Origin of the sequence: Sorangium sp. So ce1014 (assembly GCF_051521505.1) — a bacterium.
Taxonomy (GTDB): domain Bacteria; phylum Myxococcota_A; class Polyangia; order Polyangiales; family Polyangiaceae; genus Sorangium.
Map to the genome: position 1 here is coordinate 9,492,421 of NZ_CP150356.1, position 24,737 is coordinate 9,517,157.

Sequence of the window (24,737 nt, forward strand, 5' to 3'; positions counted from 1 at the left end):
ACGAACGCTCACGGACGTAAAAAACGCGCCGGTCGAAAAAAAGTAGAGACAAGCCGAGCGAGAGGCTGTACATCTGCCGCTCCCAACGACCGGGGCTGTAGCTCAGCTGGGAGAGCGCATGACTGGCAGTCATGAGGTCAGGGGTTCGATCCCCCTCAGCTCCACCGATAGGACCGAAGGACTCCCGCGGGAGTCCGGCACGCCGCGCCTGCCTGCCGGCGTGCTCGCTCAGAACGCGCCGAGGTAGCGCGGCGGCAAGCCGACCCGCGGGTCGACGTGCAGGCTGGCCGCGTGCACGAGCGCGCCGCTGCCCTCGCCGACGTCGAAGCGGTGGACGACGCCCCCTTCGGTCTCGGCGTCGGCGGCGAGGCACCGCCCGCAGGCCTCGGCGCAGCGCACCTCGCCGAGGGAGGACGGGAGCTCCTTCGAGCGCAGCAGGACCTCGGGCTCGCCGCGCGCCGGTCCGGAGCCGGCGAGCTCGACCGCCGTGAGGGTGTCGTCGACCGGACCCCCCGCGCTGAGCGCGTCGCGGCCGAGCGTCGCGAGCAGGAGGCGGTCCTCGGAGGCGAACGCGACCGAGAAGCCGGGCGTCCCCGCGCCGAGCTCGGCGGCCGTCCAGCGGGCCTCCTCGACGAGGGCCCCCTCGCGGCGCGCGAGGACCACGAGGCCCGCCTCGCCGGCGTTCGACGTGGCGCCGCCGCCGAACGTCCCGGTGCACACGACCGCGAGCCGCGAGCCGCCCGCGGACACCGAAAGCCCCCCGCACCCGTGGAGCCCGTCGAGCACCGTGACCTCCCGGATCGCGTCGCTGCGCGTGTCGATCTCGACGAGGCGCGACTCGGCCGACGCGCTGAAGTCGAGCGAGGTCGCCACGAGGAGCACGTAGAGGCTGTCATCGACAAGCACCGCGCGGCCCGGCCGGGGGTAGAACGCCGGATCCTCCCCGGCCAGGGCGGGCGCGAGGTCGATCCGGCCGACGATCGCGCGGGCGCCGGGGTCGACGACGAGCACGTCGCTGCCGCCGTCGATCGGCGCGGCGCCCGGGTCGAGGTTCGGCTCGTGGCGCGTGACGTACGCCTTCCCGGGCGAGACCTCGACGTAGTCCTGCGGGTTCGCGCGGAACGCGGTGGCGACCGCGAGCTGCCCCGGCACCTCGCCGCTCCGGACGTCGACCCACGTGAGCACGGACGCGGCGCGGTCGAGGAGCACAAGCCGATCCCCGCGGACCGGCGCCGTCGGGACGAGGACATCCCCCGAGAGCGGCGAGGCGAGGCCGGGCGAGCTCGAGCCCGAGGAGACGATCGACGCGGAGAGCACCGCGCCGTCCCAGCTCACCAGGCTGACGTTCGTCGACAGGTAGTCGCTGCTGACCACGACGGCGCCGCGCCCGCACGGCCCCGCGACGACGTCCGTGCCGCCGGTGCTCGGCGGCGGCTCCGGCGCGTTGCAGCCGAGCAGCGCGCACGCCGCCCCCGCGGCGAGGATCTTCAGGGAGGGAGCCCCGAGGGCCGCCCCCCGCCCCAGGTCGAAGCGAGACACCATCACCACCACACCTCCGTCGCCGCGTGAAAGCTCCGCCCGGGGAGCTCGTGGTTGAGCAGATCGAAGGTCCTCGCGGCGAGGACGTTCGTGATCGCGAAGCGCGCCGAGAGCCGCCGCCGGAGCGCGAGGATCGCGAGCTCCACGTCGGCCGTCGCCTGCTCCGGCAGCGGCCGGAGCCCCGCGGGATCGCCGACGCGCGAGGCGCGGTAGAAGAGCCGCGCCGAGAGCGAGGCGCGGTCGACGCCGAGCCGCGCGGGCTCCGCGTACACCTCCAGCGACGGCGCCGCCACGAGGCGCGACTGGAGCGGGATGAGGTCGTTCGCGATCGCGCGGCCCGGCGAGGTGTCCCTCGGGTCGAGCGCGGTGAGCGCGAGGCCGGCGCGGAGGTGATCGAGCGCCGAGGCCGAAGCCGTGAGCTCCAGGCCGAGGACGCGCGCGCTCGCGACGTTGTACGGCCGCAGCACGCCGGCGAACGCGGGGCGGTGCGCGACGAGCCCCGAGGCGAAGCGCGAGAAGCCGAGGAGCTCGCAGGAGATCGCGGCGCGCGCGCGCGGCGCCGCCGCGGCGAGGCGCACCCCGAGCTCGGCCGAGACGCCGCGCTCGGGCGCGAGCTCCGGGTTGCCGACGACGATCGGGGAGCTGCCGTAGAGCTCGCCGAGCACGGGGACGCGCACGTAGCGGCCGAGGTTCCCGAAGAGCGAGACGCCGCCGCCCGCGAGGCGGAGCCGGGCGCCGAGGCGGCCGCTCGGCTCGAACGCGAGGCGTGGACCGCCGGCGCCGCCGAGGCTCGTCCGGTGGAGCTCCACGGCGCCGAGCGCGTAGCCCTCGAGCGCCGGGCCCTTCGCGTAGCGCAGGCTCACCGAGGCGCGGGACGTCGCGCGCGACGCGCGGAGCGGCGCCCCGCCCGCGCGATCGAGCGCGAGGAGCTCGCGCTCGTGGGCCGCCGAGGCCGAGAGGGAGAGGTCGTCGGCCGGGCGGTATCGGAAGGCGGCCTGCCCGGCGCCGCGCGCGCCGGCGCTGGCGACGAGCGGCGACAGCAGGCCGAGCTCGCCCCGCGGATCGCGGACGACCTGGCTCGAGACGATCGCCGAGCTCGTGAGCTCGAGGCGGCACCGGTCGAGGCCGCCCTCCGGCGAGGGGGCGCACGGGGCGACCGCGGTGACCGCGCCGAGCCATCGCTGCACGTGGGTCCGCGCCGCCCGCGCCGGCGTCTCCGAGAGGCCGGTCGCGCCCTGGTCGCGCGCGAAGCCGTTGCCGATCGCCGTGACGCTGCCGCCCCCGGGCAGCTTGTAGCGGCCGATGCTCCAGAGGTCGTAGGCGTCGGCGTCGGCGTTCGGCCTGGGCAGCGCCCGCCCCAGCCGGCTGTCGGTGACGAGGTAGTCGTTGTCGGCGGCGCGCCGGCCGACCGCGACCACGGCGCCCGCGCGCTCGTCGCCGAGGCCCACCGACGCCCACGCCGCGCGCTCGCCGAAGCTGCCCGCGCCGAGCCCCACGGAGGCCCGGGGCGCGCGCGGCAGCGACGGCTCGAAGAAGATGGCGCCGCCGATCCCGAGGCGATCGGCGTGCTCGGGCGCGTTGCCCCGGTAGACCTCGACGCGCTGGATCATCCAGAGCGGGATCCTCGAGAGATCGGCGGTGCCGGTCACGTCGTCGTTGAGCCGGACGCCCGCGAGGTACACCGGCGTCTCGGCGCTGCTCGCGCCCCGGATGGACGCGGTCGCGAGGTCCGACGCGGCGCCTGTCCGGGAGACCTGCAGGCCGGGGACGCGGCTCAGCACCGCGGACGCCGCGGCGCCCGGCGCGCGCAGCTCGTCGCCGCGGATCACGTGGGAGGCCGCGGTCGGATCCCGCGCGGCCGAGGTCGACGCGCGCTGCCCCTCGACGCGCACCTCGAGCGCCCGGCCGCGCGGCCGGGCCGGCGCAGCCGCGGCGGCTCCGCCCTCGTCTCCTGCTCCGCGCGCGCCGCCGCCTCCCGTGCCCTCCGTGTCGCCCGCGCCCGCCTCCTCACCCCGCGCGCGCGGGGTGAGGCTGGCGACGGCCAGGAGCGCCGCGCAGGCGAGCGCCCCGGGACGCCTCACGGACACAGCGCGTGGACGATGCCCACCGCGTCGAGGTCGAAGACGTCGGGCGTGCCGGCGCGATCGGTGATCCGCACGAAGCGGGCGAGCGGGACCCCGATCTCGGCCAGATCGAACGGGTCGCCGCCCGCCGACGACGGGTCGAGCGGATCGACGTCGTTCTCGTCGGGGTTGGCGTGCACGGGGTGCCACCCGGCGCAGCCGTCGTGGGGATAGCGATCCGCGGCGCAGGGGAACGCCGACCATGCGGCGCCGTCCTCGCTCACCTCGACCGTGGCGAGCTCGGCGAACACGCTCGCGGCGTCGCCGCCGCCGCGCTCGAAGGCGTTCTCGAACACAAGGAAATCGACCCCGGGCCCGTCGACGATCGCGTTGCCCTCGAACGCCAGCACGATCGACCCGCCGTCTCCGAGCGAGAGCACATCCAGCGAGCCGCCGCAGCAGCCGCCGCCCTTCGGCGGACCGAGGACGATCTCCGGAAGCCGGTCCTGGCCGAACGCCTGCGCTGCCCCGAGGCAGGCCGACACAACGCTCGTCGCGAACCGCGCGCCCGGACCGTCGCACGACGCCGCGCCCGCTCCGGGAGCGCCGCCGTGGCCGCCGGAGAGGCAGGAGCCGCCCCCGCCCGCAGCGGCGGCGGGCTCGCCGGAGCCGTCGTCCGGGGGCGCGTCGACGCCGCCGCACCCGGACAGGAGGCCGGCGGAGGAGCAGAGGCAGACGAAGAGGGCGCGCAGCGACATCCTGAACCTGTTCGAGCGAGCTCGCGCCGCGGCGTCTCCGCGCCGGCGGCGACCGGCTTGTCCCGTTCCGGGGAGGGTCTCCCTCTCCCCGCTTCCCGCGCGGGACCTTCTTCGGCCGGATGGGCCGCTATCACGGGCTGCCGGGACGGTCAACGCGCTTCCCCGGCCTCCCGCGGGAGAGTAGAAAACCCGAAACATGGATCTCTCGCCTCCCTGGGTGTTCCCGGAGCTCGACGCGAGCGCGCTCGCCGCGGCGCGCGCGCGGCAGGACACGCTGACCAAGCCGCGCGGCAGCCTCGGAGCGCTCGAGGATCTCGCCGTCGCGCTCGCCGGCATCCAGGGCGGGATGCCCGCGAGCCGGCCTGCGGCGGCGGTGCTGTTCGCCGCCGATCACCCCGTCACCCGGCACGGCGTGTCGGCGTACCCGGCCGAGGTCACCGCGGCGATGGTGGCGAATTTCGTGCGCGGCGGCGCCGCCGCCAGCGTGCTCTGCCGGCACCTCGGGGTCGAGCTGCGGGTGGTGGACGTCGGCGTCGCCCATCCGTACGAGCGCGTCGGCGTGGATGTCGGCGGCGCCGGCGCGCGGCTGCGGCGCGACCCGGTCGCCGACGATCCCATCGGCGATCTGCGGGTCGAGGACGCGCTCTCGGAGGCCGTCTACGAGCGCGCGCTCCGCGCCGGCGCCGCCGAGATCGACGCGCTCGGGGGCGACACGCGCGTCGTCCTGCTCGGCGAGATGGGCATCGGCAACACCACGGCGGCCTCCGCCATGGCGGCGCTGCTCCTCGGGCTCGCCCCGGAGGACCTCGTCGGGGCGGGGACGGGCGTCGGGGGCGACGCGCTGGCGCGCAAGATCGAGGTCGTGCGCGACGCGACGCGGCGGGTTCAGGGCGCCCCGGGCGCCGAGCGCTCCGATCCGCACCGCATCGTGCGGGCGGTCGGCGGCAAGGAGATCGCCGCGCTCGTGGGCGCCATGGCGCGGGCGATCGAGCGGCGGATGGCGGTGCTCGTCGACGGCTTCATCGTCTCGGCGGCGGCGCTCGCGCTCGTCCGGATGGAACCCCAGGCGCGGGCGGGCATGCTCTTCGCGCACCGCTCGGCCGAGCGCGGCCACGCCCACGTCCTCGCGGCGCTCGACGCCCGCCCCTTGCTGGATCTCGGCATGCGGCTGGGCGAGGCGAGCGCCGCCCTGGCCGCGCTGCCCCTCCTCGACGCCGCGTGCGCCCTCCACGCCGGCATGGCGACGTTCGCGAGCGCGAGCGTGCCCGACCGCGCGCCGCCCGGGACTCCATGACGATGCCGCCGGTCCTGCGCGGCGCCCGGGCGGCGACGACCTTCCTCACGCGCGTTCCGGTCGGCGGCTTCCCCTATGCCGAGGCGGACTGGCGCTGGGCCTCGGCCTGGTTTCCGTTCGTGGGCGCCGTCCTCGGCGCCGTCCAGGCCGTGGTGTGGCTGCTCGTCGACGGGGGCGGCGCGCTCGTCGCGGCCAGCGTCGTCGTGGCGCTGGGCCTGCTCCTCACCGGCGCCTTCCACGAGGACGGCCTCGCGGACACGGCCGACGCGCTCGGCGGCGGCTTCGATCGCGCGCGCGTGTTCGAGATCCTCAAGGACAGCCGCATCGGCTCGTTCGGCGCCGCGGCGCTGATCGTGGTCCTCGTGCTGCGCATCGCCCTGCTCGCGCGGCTCGACGCGGCGGCGCCGGTCGCGCTCGTGTTGACGCAGTGCCTCTCGCGCACCCCGCCGATCTGGTTGATGCTCGCGCTGCCCTACGTGACCCAGGGCGGCTCGCGCAGCCGTCCGGTCGCGCGGGCGGCGCTCCCGCAGGCGCTCCTCGGCTCGCTCTGGCCGGCGCTCGCGCTCGCCGCCGCGCACGCCGCCGGCGTCGTCTCGGGGGCCGAGGCGGCGGCCATGCTCGGCGCGGCCGCCGCCGCCGCCGCGGTCTGCGGCCTCCGCTTCCGCGCCCGCGTCGGCGGCCTCACCGGCGACTTCCTGGGCGCGACGCAGCAGATCGCCGAGTGCGCCGCGCTGCTCGCCCTCGCGCTCGCGCGGGGCGGCTGAGCCGCGGGCGCGCCGGCATGGATCCCCTCCCCTTCGGCCTCATCGCGTTCCGCCACGCCCCCGTCCCGCTCTCCGGCGTCTGCTACGGCCGCCTCGACGTCGCCGCGGAGCTCTCCCCCGACGGCGCCGCGACCGCGATCGCGCGCGCGCTCGGCGACCTCGGCCTCCGCCCCGGCGTGGTCTGGTCGTCGCCGCTCTCCCGCTGCGCGCTCCCCGCGGCCGAGCTCGCGGCGCGCCTCGGGGCGCCGCACGCGGTCGACGAGCGCCTCGTCGAGATCGCCTACGGCGCCTGGGAGGGGCGCACCTGGTCGGACATCGAGCGCGACGACCCGGTCGCGTATGCCGCGTGGCTCGACGGCTGGGAGCGCGCCGGGCCGCCGGGGGGCGAGTCGGCGCTCGAGGTCGAGGCCCGGGTGCGGTCGTTCTGGTGCGCGCTCTCTCCGGCGTGCGGGGCGTCCCCGCACCTCCTTGTCGCGCATGCGGGCGTGCTGCGGGCGCTCCGCGTCGTCGCCTGCGGCGCGTCCTGGATCGAGGCGATGAGCGCGCCTGCGCTTCACCTCACGGCCGAGCGCTTCCCTCTCCCGGCGTCCGCCGTTTCGCTGGCATGACGTCTCCGAAACGCTTGGCCTTGCTTCGCCCCCGGCGCCGTCCTCGCCCGCGAGCAAGGGCCCACCGGCTCGCCGCGGGCGTCTTTTCTCTCACCGGAGGAGCGTGACCATCGCCTCCGCGACGCCGGCAGCGGACGCCGGGTTCTGCCCCGTCACGAGCCGATCGCTCACGACCACCTGCTTCTGCCATTTCGGCGCGCCGACGAAGCGCCCGCCGCGCTCGACCAGGCGGTCTTCGAGCAGGAACGGCACCACGCGATCGAGCGTAACTGCGCGCTCCTCCTCGTTCGTGAAGCCATTCACCTGCTTGCCGGCGACGAGGTAAGCGCCGTCCGAGAGCCGCACGTTCACCAGCGCGGCCGGCCCGTGGCACACCGCGCCCACGACGCCACCGGCCTCGTAGATCTGCGCCGTGGCCTGCGCGAAGGCGGCATCGTCCGGCAGATCCCACATTGCCCCGTGCCCGCCGGCGAAGAAGATGGCTGCATAACGCGAGGGCACGACCGCGCTCGCCGCCGCGCTCGCGTGCAGCCGGCGCGTCAGCTCGGCGTCGTCGAGGAAGGCCGCGCTGACCGGATCGGCATCCTCGACACCGTCGAGCGGAACCCGCCCGCCGCGCACCGAGGCGAACTCGACGGCAAACCCCGCCTTCGTGAACACCGCATATGGATGCGCGATCTCCGGCAGATAGGCCCCCGTGCTCGCGCCGGTATCGCCCTTGCGGTCGTGGCTGGTCATGGCCAGCAAAACAGTCTTCGTCATGGTGCTCTCCTCGCGTCTGGATGGATCGATGGTGGCGCCGGCCGCGTCCTCGGAAGGCGCCGCAGGCGCCCTGCACGCCGCGACGAGCCCCACGGCCAGCAGCCATACGGGAAGGGCGCGACCGGCAACCGGCCGCCCGGGTTCGGGGATCGACATGCCCCTCCAGATAAGGCCCCCCGCTCACCCCCGGTAGACGACTCCGCGGCGAAGCATTTGTACTATCGTGTTGAACCATGGCGGCACCGAGCCTCGCAGGCACCCTCCCCAACCTCGAAGCCTTCTGCCGCACGTACGAGACGGGGAGCTTCACCGGCGCCGCCCGCGCCCTCTCCGTCACCCCCCAGGCCACGAGCCGCAGCGTCGCGCGCCTCGAGCGCGCCCTCGGCGTCACCCTCTTCCGCCGCACCACCCGCAGCCTCGCCCCGACCGAGGCCGCGCGCCGCTATTACGACCTCTGCACCCAGGCCCTCGCCCTCCTCTCCACCGGCGAGCGCGAGCTCTCCAGCGGCCACACAGCGGTCGAGGGCCGCGTCCGCATCAGCGTCCCCACCACCTACGGCCACCACCGCCTGCTCCCTTCTCTCGGCGCCTTCCGCGAGCGCCACCCCGGCATCCGCGTCGACGTCAACGTCTCCAACCAGAACATCGATTTCGTCCGCGATGGCTACGACCTCGCCATCCGCATGGGCACCATCGACGACAAGACCCTCGTCGCCCGCAAGCTCGGCGACTTCGCGCTCGGCGTCTACGCCAGCCGCCCCTACCTCGCCCGCCACCGCCCCCCGCGCACCCCCGAAGATCTCCCCCAGCACACCTGCGTGGCCTTCGTCATGCCCCGCTCCGGCCGCCCCCTGCCATGGACCTTCACCCCCGGCCCCAAGAGCTTCATCCCCGACGCCCCCTACCAGTGCTCCGACGACGTCCTCGCCGTCATCACCCTCGCGCGCGCCGGCATTGGCCTCGTACAGATCTACGACTTCCTGGTGGAGGAAGACATCGCGCGCGGCGCTCTCGTCGAGGTCCTCGCCTCCTTCCGCGGCCGCAGCCGCCCCTTCTCGCTGCTCTACCCCAGAGGAGTCGTCCCCTCGCGCGCCACCCGGGCGCTGATTGACTTCATCGTGGCCACCGCGCGCGAAGCACGGGTCAATGCTTGACGCCGTGAGCGCGAATCGCGTGAGCGCCGACGACGTCACCTTCGGCATCGTGGCCCAGCCCCGCGCGGCCGAGCGCTCCCCGCTCCTTGCGCCCGCCCTTTCGCTGGCGGCCCCCTGAGGGGCGCGTACCCTCGTCGGGCATGACCCCGCAAGAAGAGCTCGCGCTCCTGCTGCGTCCGGCGGCTGGAGGCCTCTACCTCGTCTCGACCGGGCGCGCGCAGCAGCTCGAGGTCCAGCGACGGCTCTACGGCGCCACAACCCAGGAGGAGGTCCTCGCCCGGTTTCGCGCGTCGTTCGACCGCATCGCCGGCGCGCGCGCCGTCTTGCTCGGCATCCCCTCCGACGTCGGCGCCGGGTTCCTCCGCGGGTCCAACATGGGCCCGCAGGCGATCCGGACCGCGCTGCTCGACGTCCATCCGGACTTCCCCGAGCGGGCGCGCGACATCGGCCTTGTCGACATCGGGGACGTGTTCGTCGTGCCGCAGCTCCTGCACGACGACATGCTCTCGGAGGCCCAGAAGGCCGCATCGCGCCGCGCCCTGTACCCCGGCGTGCCCGAAGCGCTCTCGTCCCGGCTGCCTGTCTCGCCGCTCTCCATCGCCGAGCGCGCCCTCGATCTCGTCTTCTCGATCAACCCCGACGTCGCCCCCATCGTGCTCGGCGGCGACCACTCCACGGCCTTGCCGGTCGCGCGCGCTCTCTCGCGCGTGCAGGGCGCGCTGAAGCGGCCGTGGGGCATCGTCCAGCCCGACGCGCACACCGATCTCCTCGAGGAGCGGCTCGGGGTGGCGTACTGCTTCGCCACCTGGTCGTACCACGCGAACGAGCTTGTCGGTCGGGGCGGCCGGCTGACCCAGGTCGGGGTCCGCGCTTCCCAGAAGCCGCGCGAGCACTGGGAGGGCCGCTACGGCGTGCGGCAGTTCTGGGCGGCCGAGTGCCGCGCCGATCCTGCGGCGGCGCTCGACGCCATCGTCGCGCACGTGAAGAGCACCGGGGTCGAGGGCGTGTATTTCTCGAACGACATCGACGGCACCGACGCCGCCTTTGCCGACGCCACCGGGACCCCGGAGCCGGACGGCCTCTCGCCCGATTTCGTTGTCGCGCTCATCCGCCGGCTCGGGCGCGAGGTCGGCCTGCTCGGCGGCGATATCATGGAGGTCGCGCCGGCGCTCCAGCCGACGCCGGAGAGCTCGGCCCGCACGCTGGCGCTCGCGGTGCGCTACCTGCGCGAGACGATCGAGGCTGTCGTCGGCCGCCCGTTCGCGTGACGCCGCGCGCTCGCCAGGTGCACGCGCGCTCGTCAGACGCCGCTCAGGGCTCGGCGCCCTTGGCCGCGGGCAGGGCGGCGTCGCGGGCCCAGTCGCTCCACGACCCCTCGTAGAGGATCGCATCCGCGCGGCCGAGCATCGCCAGCGCGAGCAGGTCGTGGCAGGCGGTGACGCCGGAGCCGCAGTAGCAGATGACGGTGCTCGCCTCGATCGCGCCGAGGTCGCGGTAGCGCCGCTCGAGCTCGGCGCGCTCGCGGAAGGGCCCGGCCGGCGCGCGGAGGTTCTCCGCGAACGGGGCCGAGCGCGCCCCGGGGATGTGGCCCGGGCGCGCGTCGACGGGCTCGCTCTGCCCTTCGTAGCGCTCGCGGGCGCGCGCATCGAGGATCACCGTCGAGGGATCGCCGCGCAGCCTGTCGACGACCGCCTTGTCCACGACCGTGGCGCCTCCGGCGGCGAGATCCATCGGCCGCGCCGGCGCGATGACGGGCACGTCGGTCGAGAGCGGGTGTCCTGCCGAGGACCACGCCTCCAGGCCGCCGTCGAGCACGCGCCCGCCCGGATGGCCGAAGTAGCGCAGCAGCCACCAGAGCCGGGCCGCGATGGCGCCGCCCGCGTCGTCGTAGCCGACGACCAGCGAATCGGCCGCAACGCCGATCCTGGCGAGCACGCGCGCGAACGCCGCCGCGTCGGGCAGGGGGTGGCGCCCGGGGCCGGCCTGCGCCGGCCCGGAGAGATCGGCGTCGACATCGAGGTGCACGGCGCCCGGGATGTGTCCGCGGGCGTACTCGTCGGCGCCGCGGCGACCGGTGAGGTACCAGCGGCAGTCGACAACGCGAACGCGCGGGTGGCCGGCGTGCGCAGCGAGCCAGGGGACATCGACGAGGGGGCCGGTGGGTACGGAGAGGGGGGCGCGCATGCGGGGCATGGTAGCAATACGCGGTCGGCCGCGGAGCCTGGCGAACGAGAGCGCCCGGCGCTCGTGCCCGGGTCGCGCTCGCCTGCGAACTGGCCACCGCCCGGCGCCAGCGACGCATGCGCCGATCTGGGCCTCCGCACCGGTTGACACCGCCTTGCTGTTGGGGCAGCGGAAACGCGCATCCGAACGATTTGGGGGAACCGATGGAACACGGGTTACTGATGAAGGCGGGCGCTCTCGTGCCGTGTGCCGCGCTCGTGACATTGCTCGCGTCGGCATGCGAGCTGCAATACACTTGCGATACGGTGGAGCCGGGTGGGGCGGGTGCTGGATACCCGACGGCGTCAGCAGGAGCGGGGGATTACCTCAGAGAGGGAGACGAAGACGAAAGGGAAGAAGTGGGGAGCGAATCGTTCGCGCTGATGGCAGGGTGCACGCCGGTCCACTCCTGCACCGAGAGCTACGAAAAATGCCAAGATATTGGTGGCGTTGTACGCGCAGGAACGCCCGGGGCATTACTTATTGCGAGATCTGTCGTGACGAGTGTCAGGCAGAGAAACCCTACACCTATGAGATCTGCTACAAGTGCGGGTTTTAACGATCATGACGAACCGCCCGATCCTTCTGGATGCGACGCACGTCACCTTCGACATGCGAGCGACAGAGCGTCTGATGCAACTCGGCGCGACCAATGTCGTGCGTGCGTCCGAATGCTTCATCATCGGACCGAACCGCAGGGATCCGCTGGAGCATATCCGGACGCGTGAGGCGTGGTCTTCTTCATGTGAAGAGTGTTCGGATAGAGACGATTCGGGCGAAGCATGGGATCGGCTCTACTCATCCAATGTCCACTGGAAGGCGCCCATTATCGTGTGGGTGTCAGTGAGCCTAAATGAACGGGTGAACCTCTGGAGGACCTGTAGCTGGTTGCAGCACCTGGGGATCCCATACAGTGACGTTCTCATCGTCGAGCTCGAGCTTGTGCGCGGCACGATGAAAAGGTTTTCCGAGCCGCCGAGGATACCGCCGTTCAACTGCTCCGAGTCGGTAGCCCACCACCCCGACGAGGTTCTTCTGGATCGTCTCGACAAGGCGCGTCCGTGGCCAGTCGAACGCTACGATCGTGCAGTTCGTCTCTGGGACAGCTACGCCGATGAGAACCTCTTGCCGTTCGTGGAAAGCTGCGCGCGTGGCGTCGAAGGATTTCCGGAGCTTGCCCCCTTGTGGGGGCTTCTCTCGTGCTTCTTTCCAAGAAGGACCACGGAAGGCACCCTACGTCTCAGCCGATATGACGATCTCATCTTGAGCATCCTCTCGGTGGAGGAGTGGCAGACCCCCGTAGGAGTGATGTGCAACAAGTCGCATCTTGGATTGGATTTGCGGGATCTCGTCTCCTGCACAGGGGACCTGTTCCTGGGAGATCGTCTCGCCCAATGGGCGAAGCACGACTCGAGCGCCGCGGTGGAGCGCGCACCTGGCCCGAAGCCCCCTGACTACCCGATGCTCTCGAAGGTGTATCGCCTCACCGAACGGGGGAAGCGACTCCGAGATCATGGACTTGATCAGCTCACAGATGCGCCGAGTCTGCCCATCGCTGGCAGCGAGGTGTACTCGGATTCCGCCCCTTGGGTGCTGCTCGAAGATGGACGGCTCGCCCGGTTGTGAAGGGCCGGCGAATCCCCGCCATCGCAGTGCCGCGCCTGCAAGCGCTGAGGACCTCATGACCATTCACATCGCCACATCCATGGAACTTGGAACGGCGGTTCGCCGCGGGCTTCGCGAGTCCGTGCGCTTCGTCTCCGACAATTGGCTCGTGGGCCCCTGCTCCCCGGATCTCGAAGCGCACGCTCGGTCGCGGTGCGACGACTGGGCACTCCGGGACAGCGCCTCCAGCGCCTCCGAGAGCGCGCCACGCAGGACGTGGATGGCTGACGAGCGCGATCCTCGCGGCGCGGCCGCTGGAAGCGCAGGCGCCGGCGGACCGCGACCGCTCGCCGTGTCCCGCGCCTCGCGGATCAGCAATCATCCTCGCAGCACTTGATGTGAAACTCTGCGGAGTCGAGGCGCGCAGGTATGCCGTCCGGGGCCTTCAGATCTCGGCATACCGACGAACGGATGTCTGCTTCGTAGGGGCTATCATTCGTCTTGGTAAATGTGACCTCGCAGATTCCGCTGTAGTAGTACACGCCTAGTGCGACAGCGACGTTTTCCTCCTGCGGTGGATCCCGAACTATTCCATCGGATTCCCTGAGAAAAATTGTGATGAATTCAAGAGGCAACGGGTCCGTCGTGGAAAGTCGCACGTTTGTCAGATTAACAAACGGCGGCCTGTCACCGCCGGCGCCGCAAGTGATGTCCCATTCATCACCTGTTTCAACCGCGTTAGAGCCAGTGGTTCCCGTATCCATGAGGAATACCTTGTTGTCCTCAGGCATACCTGACAGGATCGACAACATGGTAACAACTGCTCTACCACTGATCTCGGTCGACTCGCCGCATCCGATCTGCAAGATCGCGCAGGCCCATATCGGAGCAAGCCTTGCCCCACGCATCAAGCTGCCGAGTAGATCGAACATGGGCCCATGGCTAAATGGTTTGCTCATTGGATCTCAATTCCTTTCCAGCATACCCGAGCGAAGAGTTCAATTGACACAACAGACCACCGCCACGGATGGGCGCTCCACTGTGCCGACGACGACCGAATTGGCGTGCTTTGGTGAGCATGTCGCTGGTATCCATTCCGTGAGCTCGGCCTGCATCGCCGCAAGCGGCGCATCCAACGTTACGTCCTGGCAAAGTGGTTCATCGGCGTTCGATAGCGTCGAACTGTCGAACTCGGATCCGCATGTGGCATCCGCATAGAGCGTGACGCGGGCAACACACTTTCCTCCGCTCGGAGCGCCACATTCACAAGGCGTACACCTTCGGTGATCATCAAGCTGCGTCGCGAACTCTCTCCGCACTGGAAAACCTTCTCCGCATGACCCATCGGGCTCTGGTGTTATGCATAAGGCAGTGTCAACGGGCTGCACCGAGCGGTAATCGACTGGGCAGGCCTTCGCGAATAGCGCGGTGATCGGCGGTGGATCGGGGGTAGGAGATGGGATGCACGGGGCCAGCGTCGGTGGCTCGTAGACTACCGAACCAAACGCGCTTGCGGGGATGGCTGGAGCAGGGGCGGCACACGTGCCGTTCCAGCCATCGCCAGCATCGACGAGGATCGGAGTCCCCGAGCCATCGGCGCAGATTGGTGCTTGTGCAATTGCGGTTGACGCGAGAAGGCAAGACGCCGGCTTACATTCGCATGAACCGCACTCTGCCGAAAAGAACTCGTTTGCCCATCCCTCCCAGCGCGGGCTAATGCCCCCCGGACATGGAGGAGCGTTGGCTTGTTCGGTGCCAGTCCAAAGCCATACCGGAGCCGCATCCGCTTCCGCTCGGGGAGGGTCCATGTGGAAGTCATCCCCACACGCGACGAGCGTGAGCGCTGCTACCAACGACAAGACAGACGTTCGCATCATCACCCCTCGCGTCGCGTCAGAACGATGTGTCCCCGTTATAGATATAGATGCCGTCAGCGCTTTCCGTCGCGCCCGTCGATGTCGAGCTCTCCGCAGGTTGACGCCTCGACGCTGCGTCGGGCATCCTCGCGGGTTGCTGCTGCGCACTGACCAGCGCCACGCTTGATGGCTGCCGGTCGACCTCGGAGGGGCCGCCCACAGGCACGGCACTGGCCGAAGCAACCGGGATCTTTGCGATGGGCGGAAGGCGCGCCACGAGCTTGACGGGATGCTCGGACCAGCGAAACGCGATGAGGGTCCCGAGCACGCTTCCCAGCGCGAACGCCAAGGCCAGGAAGCGGGCGAGGCTCCGGGGGGCCGTCCGCTCGGTTCCACGCACGGGGCTCGGCGGGACTTGCGGCGAGGATGGCAGCGGCTCGAGCTCTGGCACGTCGAATCCTCGATCCGACGGCGGCGCGGTGACGCTATCCTCGGTCATTGTCGCGCTCTTCGTCGGTACAGTCTCACGAGCATGTGCCTCCGGAGACGTCGGAGCGATCGGCGATGAGGGTCGCTCCATGCCTCCGTCTTCATCCTCCTCCTCTGACGCCTCTGACGCCTCGAGCCCATCGCTGCTATCGTTCTCTGGACGTACGAACGGCTCCCAGAGGTCATCAGCCATATCCGCCATTTCCGCGCGCGGCCTGCGACAGTGCGCGACCAACGGTACAGCGACGTCTGTCTCCTTCTCACAGTTTGAATGCAAGCGCGCGAAGAAATCGCTAAACTCGCGCTCTCGCACCGTGAGCTCCACGAGCATCGATCTGACGCTGGAGTACCGATCCTTTGGCTCCTTCGCGAGAGCCTTCTTTATCACATGAACGAGCGCCTGGGGGACCCAGAGAGGAATCGGTGGCTCCCATAGCTTCCCTGACAGACCCTGAACCCTATCCGGCTCTGAATCAGAATAAAGCTCACGGCCGCACAGGAGCTCATACAAAATCGTGCCGATTCCATACACGTCGGTACGAAGACCGATGTCTCCTTCAAAGACCATCTCAGGTGCCGCATAGCGCGGCTCCCGGGTGGCCTCCTCTCCACTGATCTGAAAGAGCCGAGGGAATCCGAAGTGGGTGATGGCATAGTGCTTGTCCGCGGTGATCAGCACGCGCTCGGGGCTCAAGGCGCCGTGAGCGAACCCAAGATCATTCGCCCTCTGAAGGAATATGCCGATCTCACCCACCTCGTCGATCGCGGTCATGCCAAGTTCTGCGCCGCGGATCGCATCCTTGAGTCGAATCGCATCCTTGTGAAAGGTGGATACAGCCCAAGCTGCATCCTGCTTGAGGCCGCCGTAATGCACCCGTGCGATCTCGGGGACCTTCTCCGACAGGCGTTGCAAGCGGTCGATCTCGGACGCGAACACCTTGCGGTCAATACGTGCACCCTCTCGCATGTGGAGCCAAACCGGGCTTTTGGGGTCTCCGATGGGTCGCGCAAGGAACGTCCGCACCATGCCCCGTTCAAGCTCGCTTATAAGCTCGTGCCCCTCCCAGTTCTCCCCGACCGCTACCATGCAAACCTCACTTCCGCGTAGCTGCCTCGTGTCCGAATATCAATCTCGGCCTGGTGAGGCAGAGCGACATACACGATCGTGGCGGCACCGAGCGCTGCCCCGGCGACAAATGCGGCTGCGCTGATGGCGTGCAGCGTGTTGGCCCGCTCGTGCGTGCTCATCGCATCTTCGTAGATCGGTCTATACCTGGGATCCGCCGGGTCGATGCGTCCATCCACCGCGCTTCGCTTTATCGACTCTGCCTCATCGTCCGCGGACTCCGCGGACACGTGGAGCCCGATTCCGACGGCGAGCCCTGCCACCGCGGCGGAGGCTCCCGTCCATACGATCCACGGCTTCGGGCCGTGGTTGGATTGCCTGAGCTCTGGCGGGATCCGCGCTGGAGCGGCAGGCGGCTTGGACACCGCCGCGGTTCGTCCAGCGTCGAACGTGAGGGGCACGCTGAGAGAATCCCCCGCTGCGACCTTCACGAGCGCGCGCGCGATCTCTCCCTGTGGACCCGTGGCGGTGATCTCATGCTGGCCAGGAGCGACATAGACGCTCCTGGTCGCGTCCACCTCCTTGCCGTCCACCAGGGTTCGTGTCGAGCGCGGCGGCGGCAGGATACGAATTTCGCCTGCCTGACGCCGCGCGGCCGCAAAGTCGGCGTGCCTCACCTCGAAGCGGCGACGCTCCGTGGCGTTCTTCGGAGCGGGCATCTGCTCGACACAAAGGGATAGCTCGTTTGCGGCGGCATCCCAGCGACCGATACGGAGATCCAGCTGCCCAAGCTGGCAGAGAGCCGCTGTCGTCGGTTCAAGATAGTTGATCCGAGCCCATATCTCGCGAGCGCGGACCAGGTCCATCCGCTTGACCGCTTCGTCGGCCTGCCTGAAGAGCTCCCGCAGCTCTGGCGACCGCGGCGGGGGGTCCGCCGCGTGGACCTGGGAGGCGAGGACGAGGCTCAGTAAAGCTGCTGCGCGCGATGCGAAGACGACTCGTGTAGAACCGCTCACGGTTCACCTCGGCCCGAACGAGGGGACCCTACGCCGTGCTGACCCGTCCAGCAGGGCGTTGCTTGTCTACACGATCCGTGCAGTCAGGAATAGCGGGCCAGGAAGCAAAGGCTTCGGCGACTGTCATTCCGTTGTTGCGCCGTTGTTTCTCACAAAAAGCGAAGGTTCAGCGCCCATGCTCACCACGTGTCAGCGCGGACGCATCGACCCCTGATCTTGTGCACAGTATCGCGTCCCGTTGTGGGGGCCCCTCCGCGTCATGGATCTGGAACGCGGGCGTCGAGGAGGTGGCCGGCGCGCCCCGAGTGCGGGACCGCGGCTTGGCGCGCCGGCGGGTCCAACCGTCACGCGATCGGCGGCAGCTCAGGCTCGCTCGGCGCCGGCGCCGCGGCGGGCGTGGCCGGGGCGGGCGTGGCCGGGGCGGGCGTGGCCGGCGCGGCGGGCTCGTCCTCGCCCGTCTCCGGGTTCACGTCCGCAATCGCGCGCCGCGAGCGCAGGTACTGCCCGATCGCCTCGTTCTGCTGGAGGATCGGCGCCAGCAGCGCGAACCGGGCCGCGGTCCCCTCGCGTGTGCGCTCGTGGTGCTTGCCCAAGAGGATGGCGACCGCCTCCAGGAGAAGCCCCTGGCCTTCGGCACGCGCGGCGCGCACCCGGCCCCAGTCGATGAGCGACGGGGGCGGAGCCTCGAGCGCGTCGCGGTACTGGACCGCGAGATCCGCGAGGCGGGTGACCAGGCGGCCGAGGCCGAACTCCTTCGCGGCCGGCGCGAGCTGCCCCTTGAGCAGGGCGACGATATCGTCGACTGCCGCGAGCTCATCGACATAAGGCAGCGAGGTGATCGCCTGCACGCTCACCGGGAAGATCGGTTTCAGGAACGCCGCGACCTCCTTGTGGATGGGATCGTCGGGCGCGGCGCCCTGGGTCTGCGCGACGACGTGATCGCGGATCGCGCCGAGCGTGCGGTCGACGAGCACGTCGATGCGCTGGGCGGCCGGGTTGCCCCCTGTCGCCGCGGGCTCGCCGGCCCAGCGGCGCTCCAGCGCGCGCGTGGCGAGATCGTGCTCGACCGCGGCGTCGCAGTGCTTCACGAGCTCCGTGAAGCGCTGCTCCTTGGCGATGGCGCGCACCTGCCGGAGGGCGAAGAGCCGGCGGCCGGTGGTGAAGACATACAGGTTGAAGATCGATTCGAGCGTAGCATCCATGAAATCCTCCCTTCGAGCGAAGGGGAGAACTTACAACGATGGAGTCCACTGCCGGCAAGGAGAACTCGAGGGCTGGCATGCGAATAGCACGGATTCGACGCACTGGATCCATCGCAGCAGCGCCCCGCGCCGTCGCCGACTGGCACGCGCAGGCTCCCTCTGCAATGCGACGACCCGCCCGGAAGACGCTTGTTGCGAGGTCGCCGCAATGCGAGACGCCGCAGGCCCTCGATCCCGCCTCCTCGCGGGGATTCGCCCCCCTCTCGCCTGGCCTCCTGCCGGGTCGCGCGGGGCTCGGCCCCCCTCTCACCTGGCCTCCTGCCGGGTCGCGCAGGGGCTCAGCCCCCGTCTCCCCATGGCCTCCTGCCGGGTCGCGCAGGGATTCGGCCCCCCTCTCCCCTGGCCTCCTGCCGGGTCGCGGGGGGGCTCGGCCCCCCTCTGGCCTGGCCCTGCACCCGATCCCGCGGGGGTCAGCCGCCATCTGGCCTGGCCTTGCGCCCGATCGCCGGGGGGTTCGACCCTCCCCCTCCCGGCGTCCTTCGCTCCTTCGCCCCTGACCTCCTTTCGATCCCGCCCGCTCGACTCGCACGCGCCGCCGCGCTCGCCTACAGTCCGCAGGCGAGCGCGACCGGCCACGTGCCCCCACGGGAGGCGACCCTTTGAGCCCCATCCTCTCTCTCTGCGAAGGCTATCGACTCGATCTGTCCGACTACGCGCGCACCGGCCTGCGCGTCGGCATCTGGGCCTCGTCCGGGCGCGGCAAGAGCTTCGGCGTCGGGGTCCTCTGCGAGGAGCTGCTCGCGGCCGGCGTCCCGGTCGTCGCGATCGATCCCGAGGGGGAGCTCTACACGCTGCGGGAGCGGTTCCGCCTGCTCGTCCTCGGCGGCGCGCACGCCGACCTGCCGCTTCCGTCCAGCGAGCGCGCGGCGGAGCTCGCGCTCGCGCGGGTGCTCGACGAAGGCCTCGGCCTCGTCGTCGATCTGTCCGACCAGCCGACGAACCGCGCCCAGCAGGAGGCCGCGCTCCCGTTCCTCGAGCGGCTCTGGGCGCTCCTGTCCGAGCGCCGCGCGCCGGCGGCCGTCGTTGTCGAGGAGGTGCACATCTTCGCGCCTCAGTCGGGCGCGTCGCTCACCTCGGACATCCTGCACCGCTTCGCCAAGCAGGGCCGCAAGCGCGGCGTCCTCCTCGTCGTCGCGAGCCAGCGCACGCAGGCCGTCTCGAAGGAGCTCATGAGCCAGCTCAACTTCCCGGCGATCGGCGGCTTCGAGATCGAGCGCGACTACGACGCGGTGAAGGCGCTCGTCGACGGCCACACGTTCGAGGAGTTCCGCGCGCTCCCGGCCGGCGAGTTCTTCCTGCCCGCCGCCGGGCGCTTCGAGCGCTGGCGCGCCCGCCACACCGCCCACGGCGGCGACGCGCCGAGCTGGACCGGCGAGCCCGGCGGCGCGCCGCGGATCGCGGACTCCACGCTGAGCACGCTCATCGGCGAGCTCCGCGAGGCCCTCGCGGACGAGATCGCGCGCTCGCGCGCGCCGGATCCGAGCGCCGCGCTGCGGGCCGAGATCCGCCGCCTCAAGCAGCAGCTCGAGCAGGCCGACGAGGCGCGCAGGGCCGCCGAGGCCGAGTCCGAGCGGCTGCGCACCGCGCTGCAGGTCGCCGGCGTCGTCAAGGTGGTGATCCAGAACGAGATCGTGGCGCGCGCCGGCCAGAGCGACGGCGCGCGCGCACAGACGGCGCCCGCTCCCGGCGCACAGACGGCGCCCGCTCCCGGCCCGCCGAGGGACCGCGTCCCGGCGTCGCTCGCGGCCCCGCCCGCGCCGGCGCCGGGCAGCGTGGTCGTGAAGGTCGCCGCGAGGCCGGCCTCGCCGTCGCTCCGGGATCTCGCGATGCCGGCCGGGACGTTGCTCGAGGCGCGCGGCGTCAAGCGGATGGTGAGCGCCGCGAGGAGCCACGCGCAGCGGCGATCCCCCCGCTCGGCGGCGCACGTCGCCCTGGCCGCGAAGCTGCTCGCCGGCGGCGCGGCGCTGACCGCGGAGGAGCTCGCGGCGCGCGGCGGCTCGCGCAGCCAGGTCGAGATCCGCCGCGCCGCGCGCGCCCTCGCCGCGCTCGCCCGCGCGGGCTTCGCCTCGGTCCAGGGCGGCCGTCACGCGCTGAACGAGGCGGCCGTGCTTCGCGCGCTCCAGATCGGCTGACGAGCTATGCTGCCGGCATGAGCGGCGTCGCGAAGCAACGCGCCAGCAAGCCCGCCACGCTGGAGGACCTCCTCGCCCTCCCTGAGGAGGACCGCCGTCACGAGATCATCGACGGGGAGCTCGTCGAGAAGGGAGCGGCCACCGGCGAGCATGGCGGCGCCCAGGCGGACCTCGTGACCACCCTCAACCGCCGCTTCGGCCGTCGCCCTGGGGGACGCTGGCCGGGCGGCTGGTGGTTCGCCACCGAGGTCGAGATCTCCTTCACCCCGGGCCAGGTGTACCGCCCCGATGTCGTCGGTTGGCGCCGCGAGCGCGCGCCGCAGCGCCCCACCGGCGTCCCCGTCACTCTTCTTCCCGACTGGATCTGCGAGATCCTCTCGACGAACCGGCGCAACGACCTCGTCAAGAAGAAGCGCACCTACCATCGATGCCAGGTGCCGCACTATTGGATCATCGACCCGGCGGAGGAGACGCTGGCCGTCCATCGCTGGGGGCCGGATGGCTACATCGAGATCCTGGCGGCGCAGCGGGGAGAGATCGTCCGCGCGGAGCCGTTCGACGCCGTCGCGTTCCATGTCGGCGTGCTCTTCGGAGACGACGAGCCGGAGGAGTAACCCCGCGTCCAAGGCAGCTCGCGACGAGCTCCCTCACGCCGGTGCCCCCGGCGAGCCGGCTGCCCCACCGCGCTCGCAGCGCGCAAGCTATCCCGCGGCTCAGCTAGCAGCTGGAGATGGACAGCAGGCGGATCGTCGCGATCGCCCCCAGCACGAACAGGCCCGTGAAGAAGATCCTCCGCTTGCGCCGCAGCTGCTCGGCGGTGAGCCCGGCGCTTTCAGGCGCCTCCTCCGGCGTGATCTCCCCGCCGCCGCGCACCGCGGGCACCGCGGCCAGCCTGCTCGCCTGCATCGGCGTGCTCGCGGCGCTCGCCTTGCCGGTCTGCTGCGCCGCGCCGCCTGCGGCCTCCACCGCGGCGCGGCTTCGCTGGAGCTCGCCCTCCGGCGTGGTCGACGCCGCGAGCGCGCGCGGGCGTGGCGTGTCGTCCTGGCCGTCGAAATCGAGGTACTGCACCGAGAGCGAGCCCATGGCGGCGCCGAGCGGACGCGGGGCGCCGCTCTTGCGCGCCGAGGGCGCGCTCCGCCGGCCATCCGGCGACGACGGGCGGCCCGACGGCCGGTCCGCGGACGCGGCGCCGGACAGCGCCCTTCCCAGGAGGTCCGGCGAGCTCTGCCCCGGCCCGCTCGCCGGCGGGAGCGACGGCGCGGCGTGGTAGCCGGCGCCGCTCAGCGAGCCCGCCCTCGCGATGAACGCCTCGACGTGCTCCTTCAGCTCGTTCCGGGCCTCGTGCTCCGCGCCTTCGCCCATCCCGCGGAGGACCTGCTCCAGCTCCTCGGCCAGCTTGCCCGCGCTGGCGGTGCGCCTGTCGACGCGGAACTCGGTCGCCGCGTCGAGCGCGTCCGCGAGCGGCGCGCACAGGTCGGGCAGGAGCTCGCGCGCGCGGGGGCTCGGCACCGACGCGACGCGCATGATCAGCTGCGCCTGCGTCTCGGCCTTGCGCACGCGGCTGCCGAGCAGCGCCTCGAGGAGCGTGAGCCCCAGGGAGAACACGTCCGCGCGCCCGTCGAACGGCTCGCCGCGCGCCTGCTCCGGGGGCATGTAGGGGAGCTTCCCCTTGAACACGGCGCTGTCGGCCTCCTCGCCCGCGAGCCCGGGGATCCGCGCGACGCCGAAGTCGGTCAGGCAAACGCGGCCGTCCCGCGCGATCAGGATGTTCGACGGCGAGACGTCGCGGTGGACGACGGCGTAGCGCCGCCCGTCGTCCTCGCACAGGCTGTGCACCGCATCGAGCGCCCTCGCCATTTCCCGGCCGATGTAGGCCACGGCGCGCGGCGAGAAGGCGCCCACCTTCCTCAGCACGCGATCGATGGCGGGGCCGTCGATGTAGTCGAGCGCGAGGTACACGGAGCCCTCGAAGTCCCCGAGCTCGATCAGCCGGACCACGTTCGGGTGATCGAGCCGCGCGATCACCTGCGCCTCGGCGAAGAACGACTCGCGCGCCGAGTCGCCTAGCTCGGACCGCGCGGCCAGCCGCTTCAGCGCGACGCGGCGCAGGAAGCCCGGCGTCATCTCCTCCTCGGCGAGCCACACCTCCCCCATGGCGCCCTTGCCCAGCATCCGGATGAGCCGGTACTTGCCGGCGAACAGCTCCGGCGGCGGATCGGACTCGGCGTGCTTGCGACGCGGGCGTGAGGCGGGCATCTCGGGTGGGCAGCGCAGGGCCTCGACGCTCGTCGAGGCTAGCCCTCCTGCTGCAGGTGGAGAGGGTGCATGGAGGGCATGCCCGATCCTATCGCCGCCCGCGCGCCGCAGGAATCATCGCGTCGATGCCCGGCGCGAATCCAGCCCGCGTGGACGGCGCCCCGGCCCACCCCCTGCGAGCGCGCCGGTCGCTCCATCACTCCAGCGTGGGCTCCTCGCGGATCGGCTCGCGCATGGTCGTCGCCGGGAACCACTCGAAGAAGCGGTGGATGAGCTGGCGCCGCTCGGGCTCGATGTACTCGAACACGGCGCCCCGGTCGTTGATCTCCCAGAACTCGTTGCTCGTCACGGCCAGGAGCTCGGCGCGGATCGAGCGCAGCCGGTCGGGCCGCTCGTCGCGCATGTCGCGGTAGATCTTGCGCGCGAGCGCCTCCTCGCCCTTCTGCAGGTAGTACGTGGCGAGCTTGACCTGCGCCTTGCGGACGCCGCGGAGCGACGGCTCCTGCTGGTCGAGCTCGGCCTCCTTGTCCACCTCGAGGAAGATCCGGAGCAGCTCGTCGCGGGCAGGTGCGTGGAGGTCGTACGCGCGCTCGTTGACCACGCAGAGGTCGAACGCGACGGTCTCGGTGAGGAACGCGAGCCCCATCGCGTGCGCCGTCTGCGCGTAGTACTTGAAATACCGCGCGATATCGAGGACCTGATCCCCCCAGCCCGCCTTGAGCAGCTCCTCGGCGAGGTAGCGGTACTGGTTCAGGTTGTTGTAGGCCGCGGCGATGTCCTTCGCGTTGAGCGACCGGCGCATGTAGGTGTTGAAGAACTTCACGACGACGGCGACGGCCGCCCGGTCCCCCGCGGCGATGGCGGTCTGCCCGATGTAGCGCGTGTCGATCGCGATGCGCGTGATGAGGTCCGGCATCGCCGTGAGCGCCTCGCGGTAGACCATCAGGAACTGGCGGAGCGCCTTGTACTCGAGCCAGGTCCGCGTGGCCGAGAGCTTGCCGAGCGCCTCGGCGTTCATGCTCACGAAGTCGGTGTCCCTGGCGAGGCGGTCGCGGATCTGGAACCAGCGCGGATCGAGCGTCGCCTTGTGCGGCAGGTACGCGACGACGAGCTCCGACAGCGAGTCGACCGTCTTCGACGCGATCCCCTTGTCCTTCTGGTCGATCGCGTTGAGCGCCACGTCGGCGAGCTGCTCCAGCGACGAGAGCGCCGTCACCCGCCGCTCGTCGACCTCGCCGTCGCTCTCGCTGCCCGCGGGGCGCAGCGCCTGCTCGACGCCGCTCTTCTTGATCCGCCCGACCACGTTGTCGGGCTCGACGAAGTCGAACACGTACCCGAAGTAGGGCGCCATCATGAGCAGGCTCGCGGTGAGCAGCCCCATGGTGACGAGGACGCCGTACGACGGGACGAAGGCGTGCTCGGTCGAGCCGCCCCCGCCGACGCGGATCGAGAAGTTGACCCACAGCGAGAACACCGCGCTGACGACGAAGAAGCCCATCACGAGCATGTTCGTCCGGTCGCGGAAGAACATCTCGGTGATCCGCGGCGTGTACCGGTTCGCGGCGAGCTGCACGATGATGGAGGCGACCGTGATGACGATGCCGAGGATGGCGGCGATGACCTCGCCGATGCCGCCCATGATGTGCTCGGCGTCGCTCGGCGACATGCGCACGAACACCTCCCAGAGCGGGAGGCGCTCGTTCCCGTCGCGCGCGATGTCGAGCAGGTAGACGACCGACAGGGTCGCCATGCTGACGCCGAGGAGAGACGACATCGGCCGCAGCCAGATGCGGGCCAAGGCCGCGCCGCCGCGGCGCCTCCCCTCAGCGTCCTCTGCGGTCCGATCCTGTGTCATGAGGTGATCGCCGCTCTATCCACGCGCCTGCCCAC

19 protein-coding genes and 1 tRNA gene are annotated in these 24,737 nt (G+C 71.3%); 9 read left to right on the plus strand and 11 right to left on the minus strand.

All coding sequences use genetic code 11. The features are described from left to right. Positions 1–91 precede the first annotated feature (91 nt). Positions 92–164 (plus strand) — tRNA-Ala (locus WME75_RS36020). A gap of 64 nt (positions 165–228) precedes the next feature. Here WME75_RS36020 and WME75_RS36025 read toward each other — a convergent pair. From WME75_RS36025 to WME75_RS36035, 3 genes are read right to left on the minus strand one after another with little or no spacing between them, the layout of a single operon-like run. Beyond that, the gene (locus WME75_RS36025; protein ID WP_437480559.1) at positions 229–1,542 is read right to left on the minus strand and encodes a hypothetical protein; all 1,314 of its coding nucleotides are present in this window, start codon (positions 1,540–1,542) and stop codon (positions 229–231) included. Then, positions 1,542–3,620 (minus strand): TonB-dependent receptor plug domain-containing protein, encoded by a 2,079-nt coding sequence (locus WME75_RS36030; RefSeq protein WP_437480562.1) that lies wholly within the window; start codon positions 3,618–3,620, stop codon positions 1,542–1,544. Before WME75_RS36030 ends, WME75_RS36025 begins: the two co-directional genes overlap by 1 nt. Next, the gene (locus tag WME75_RS36035; RefSeq protein ID WP_437480566.1) at positions 3,617–4,360 is read right to left on the minus strand and encodes a hypothetical protein; all 744 of its coding nucleotides are present in this window, start codon (positions 4,358–4,360) and stop codon (positions 3,617–3,619) included. Before WME75_RS36035 ends, WME75_RS36030 begins: the two co-directional genes overlap by 4 nt. 196 nt (positions 4,361–4,556) lie before the next feature. Between WME75_RS36035 and cobT the strand changes: the two genes are divergently transcribed. Genes cobT through WME75_RS36050 form a run of 3 tightly spaced genes read left to right on the plus strand, consistent with a single transcriptional unit; the run spans position 4,557 to position 7,026 of the window. Continuing rightward, positions 4,557–5,654 carry a nicotinate-nucleotide--dimethylbenzimidazole phosphoribosyltransferase gene (gene cobT / locus WME75_RS36040; protein WP_437480568.1) on the plus strand — a complete coding sequence of 366 codons (1,098 nt, stop codon included), beginning with the start codon at positions 4,557–4,559 and terminating at the stop codon, positions 5,652–5,654. Beyond that, positions 5,651–6,418 carry an adenosylcobinamide-GDP ribazoletransferase gene (locus WME75_RS36045; protein ID WP_437480571.1) on the plus strand — a complete coding sequence of 256 codons (768 nt, stop codon included), beginning with the start codon at positions 5,651–5,653 and terminating at the stop codon, positions 6,416–6,418. Before cobT ends, WME75_RS36045 begins: the two co-directional genes overlap by 4 nt. Positions 6,419–6,435: 17 nt before the next feature. After that, a complete protein-coding gene (locus tag WME75_RS36050) occupies positions 6,436–7,026 on the plus strand; it encodes a histidine phosphatase family protein (protein ID WP_437480573.1) in 591 nt (196 codons plus the stop codon). A 90-nt stretch (positions 7,027–7,116) separates the two neighbouring features. Here the strand turns inward: WME75_RS36050 and WME75_RS36055 are convergent, their stop codons facing one another. Next, a complete protein-coding gene (locus WME75_RS36055; RefSeq protein WP_437480576.1) occupies positions 7,117–7,788 on the minus strand; it encodes a type 1 glutamine amidotransferase domain-containing protein in 672 nt (223 codons plus the stop codon). Positions 7,789–8,021: 233 nt separating this feature from the next. On the opposite strand from WME75_RS36055, the gene WME75_RS36060 reads away from it, so the two are divergent. Next, positions 8,022–8,942 carry a LysR substrate-binding domain-containing protein gene (locus WME75_RS36060; protein WP_437480578.1) on the plus strand — a complete coding sequence of 307 codons (921 nt, stop codon included), beginning with the start codon at positions 8,022–8,024 and terminating at the stop codon, positions 8,940–8,942. Positions 8,943–9,082: 140 nt separating this feature from the next. Then, positions 9,083–10,210 carry an arginase family protein gene (locus WME75_RS36065; protein WP_437480581.1) on the plus strand — a complete coding sequence of 376 codons (1,128 nt, stop codon included), beginning with the start codon at positions 9,083–9,085 and terminating at the stop codon, positions 10,208–10,210. Between the two features lie 43 nt (positions 10,211–10,253). On the opposite strand, the gene WME75_RS36070 is transcribed toward WME75_RS36065, so the two are convergent. Then, positions 10,254–11,126: a sulfurtransferase gene (locus WME75_RS36070; RefSeq protein WP_437480584.1), complete on the minus strand. Its 873-nt coding sequence runs from the start codon at positions 11,124–11,126 to the stop codon at positions 10,254–10,256. A 603-nt stretch (positions 11,127–11,729) separates the two neighbouring features. Here WME75_RS36070 and WME75_RS36075 point away from each other — a divergent pair. Then, positions 11,730–12,791 (plus strand): hypothetical protein, encoded by a 1,062-nt coding sequence (locus WME75_RS36075; protein WP_437480586.1) that lies wholly within the window; start codon positions 11,730–11,732, stop codon positions 12,789–12,791. A 350-nt stretch (positions 12,792–13,141) separates the two neighbouring features. Here the strand turns inward: WME75_RS36075 and WME75_RS36080 are convergent, their stop codons facing one another. The 4 genes from WME75_RS36080 to WME75_RS36095 form a co-directional block, all read right to left on the minus strand. Next, entirely contained in the window at positions 13,142–13,729 is a 588-nt protein-coding gene (locus WME75_RS36080) for a hypothetical protein (RefSeq protein ID WP_437480588.1), read from the minus strand. A gap of 934 nt (positions 13,730–14,663) precedes the next feature. After that, positions 14,664–16,202 (minus strand): serine/threonine protein kinase, encoded by a 1,539-nt coding sequence (locus WME75_RS36085; RefSeq protein ID WP_437480590.1) that lies wholly within the window; start codon positions 16,200–16,202, stop codon positions 14,664–14,666. Then, positions 16,196–17,197 (minus strand): hypothetical protein, encoded by a 1,002-nt coding sequence (locus tag WME75_RS36090; RefSeq protein ID WP_437480592.1) that lies wholly within the window; start codon positions 17,195–17,197, stop codon positions 16,196–16,198. Before WME75_RS36090 ends, WME75_RS36085 begins: the two co-directional genes overlap by 7 nt. Positions 17,198–17,541: 344 nt before the next feature. Further along, positions 17,542–18,399 carry a hypothetical protein gene (locus tag WME75_RS36095; RefSeq protein WP_437480595.1) on the minus strand — a complete coding sequence of 286 codons (858 nt, stop codon included), beginning with the start codon at positions 18,397–18,399 and terminating at the stop codon, positions 17,542–17,544. Between the two features lie 659 nt (positions 18,400–19,058). On the opposite strand from WME75_RS36095, the gene WME75_RS36100 reads away from it, so the two are divergent. Together WME75_RS36100 and WME75_RS36105 are read left to right on the plus strand one after the other, a co-directional pair. Further along, a complete protein-coding gene (locus tag WME75_RS36100; RefSeq protein WP_437480597.1) occupies positions 19,059–20,591 on the plus strand; it encodes a helicase HerA domain-containing protein in 1,533 nt (510 codons plus the stop codon). Between the two features lie 17 nt (positions 20,592–20,608). After that, a complete protein-coding gene (locus tag WME75_RS36105) occupies positions 20,609–21,205 on the plus strand; it encodes a Uma2 family endonuclease (RefSeq protein ID WP_437480599.1) in 597 nt (198 codons plus the stop codon). A 103-nt stretch (positions 21,206–21,308) separates the two neighbouring features. On the opposite strand, the gene WME75_RS36110 is transcribed toward WME75_RS36105, so the two are convergent. Both WME75_RS36110 and WME75_RS36115 read right to left on the minus strand, forming a co-directional pair. Continuing rightward, positions 21,309–22,847, minus strand: coding sequence for a protein kinase domain-containing protein (locus tag WME75_RS36110; protein ID WP_437480602.1), 1,539 nt, complete (start codon positions 22,845–22,847; stop codon positions 21,309–21,311). A gap of 196 nt (positions 22,848–23,043) precedes the next feature. Beyond that, the gene (locus tag WME75_RS36115) at positions 23,044–24,702 is read right to left on the minus strand and encodes a DUF2254 family protein (RefSeq protein WP_437480604.1); all 1,659 of its coding nucleotides are present in this window, start codon (positions 24,700–24,702) and stop codon (positions 23,044–23,046) included. Positions 24,703–24,737: the final 35 nt, after the last annotated feature.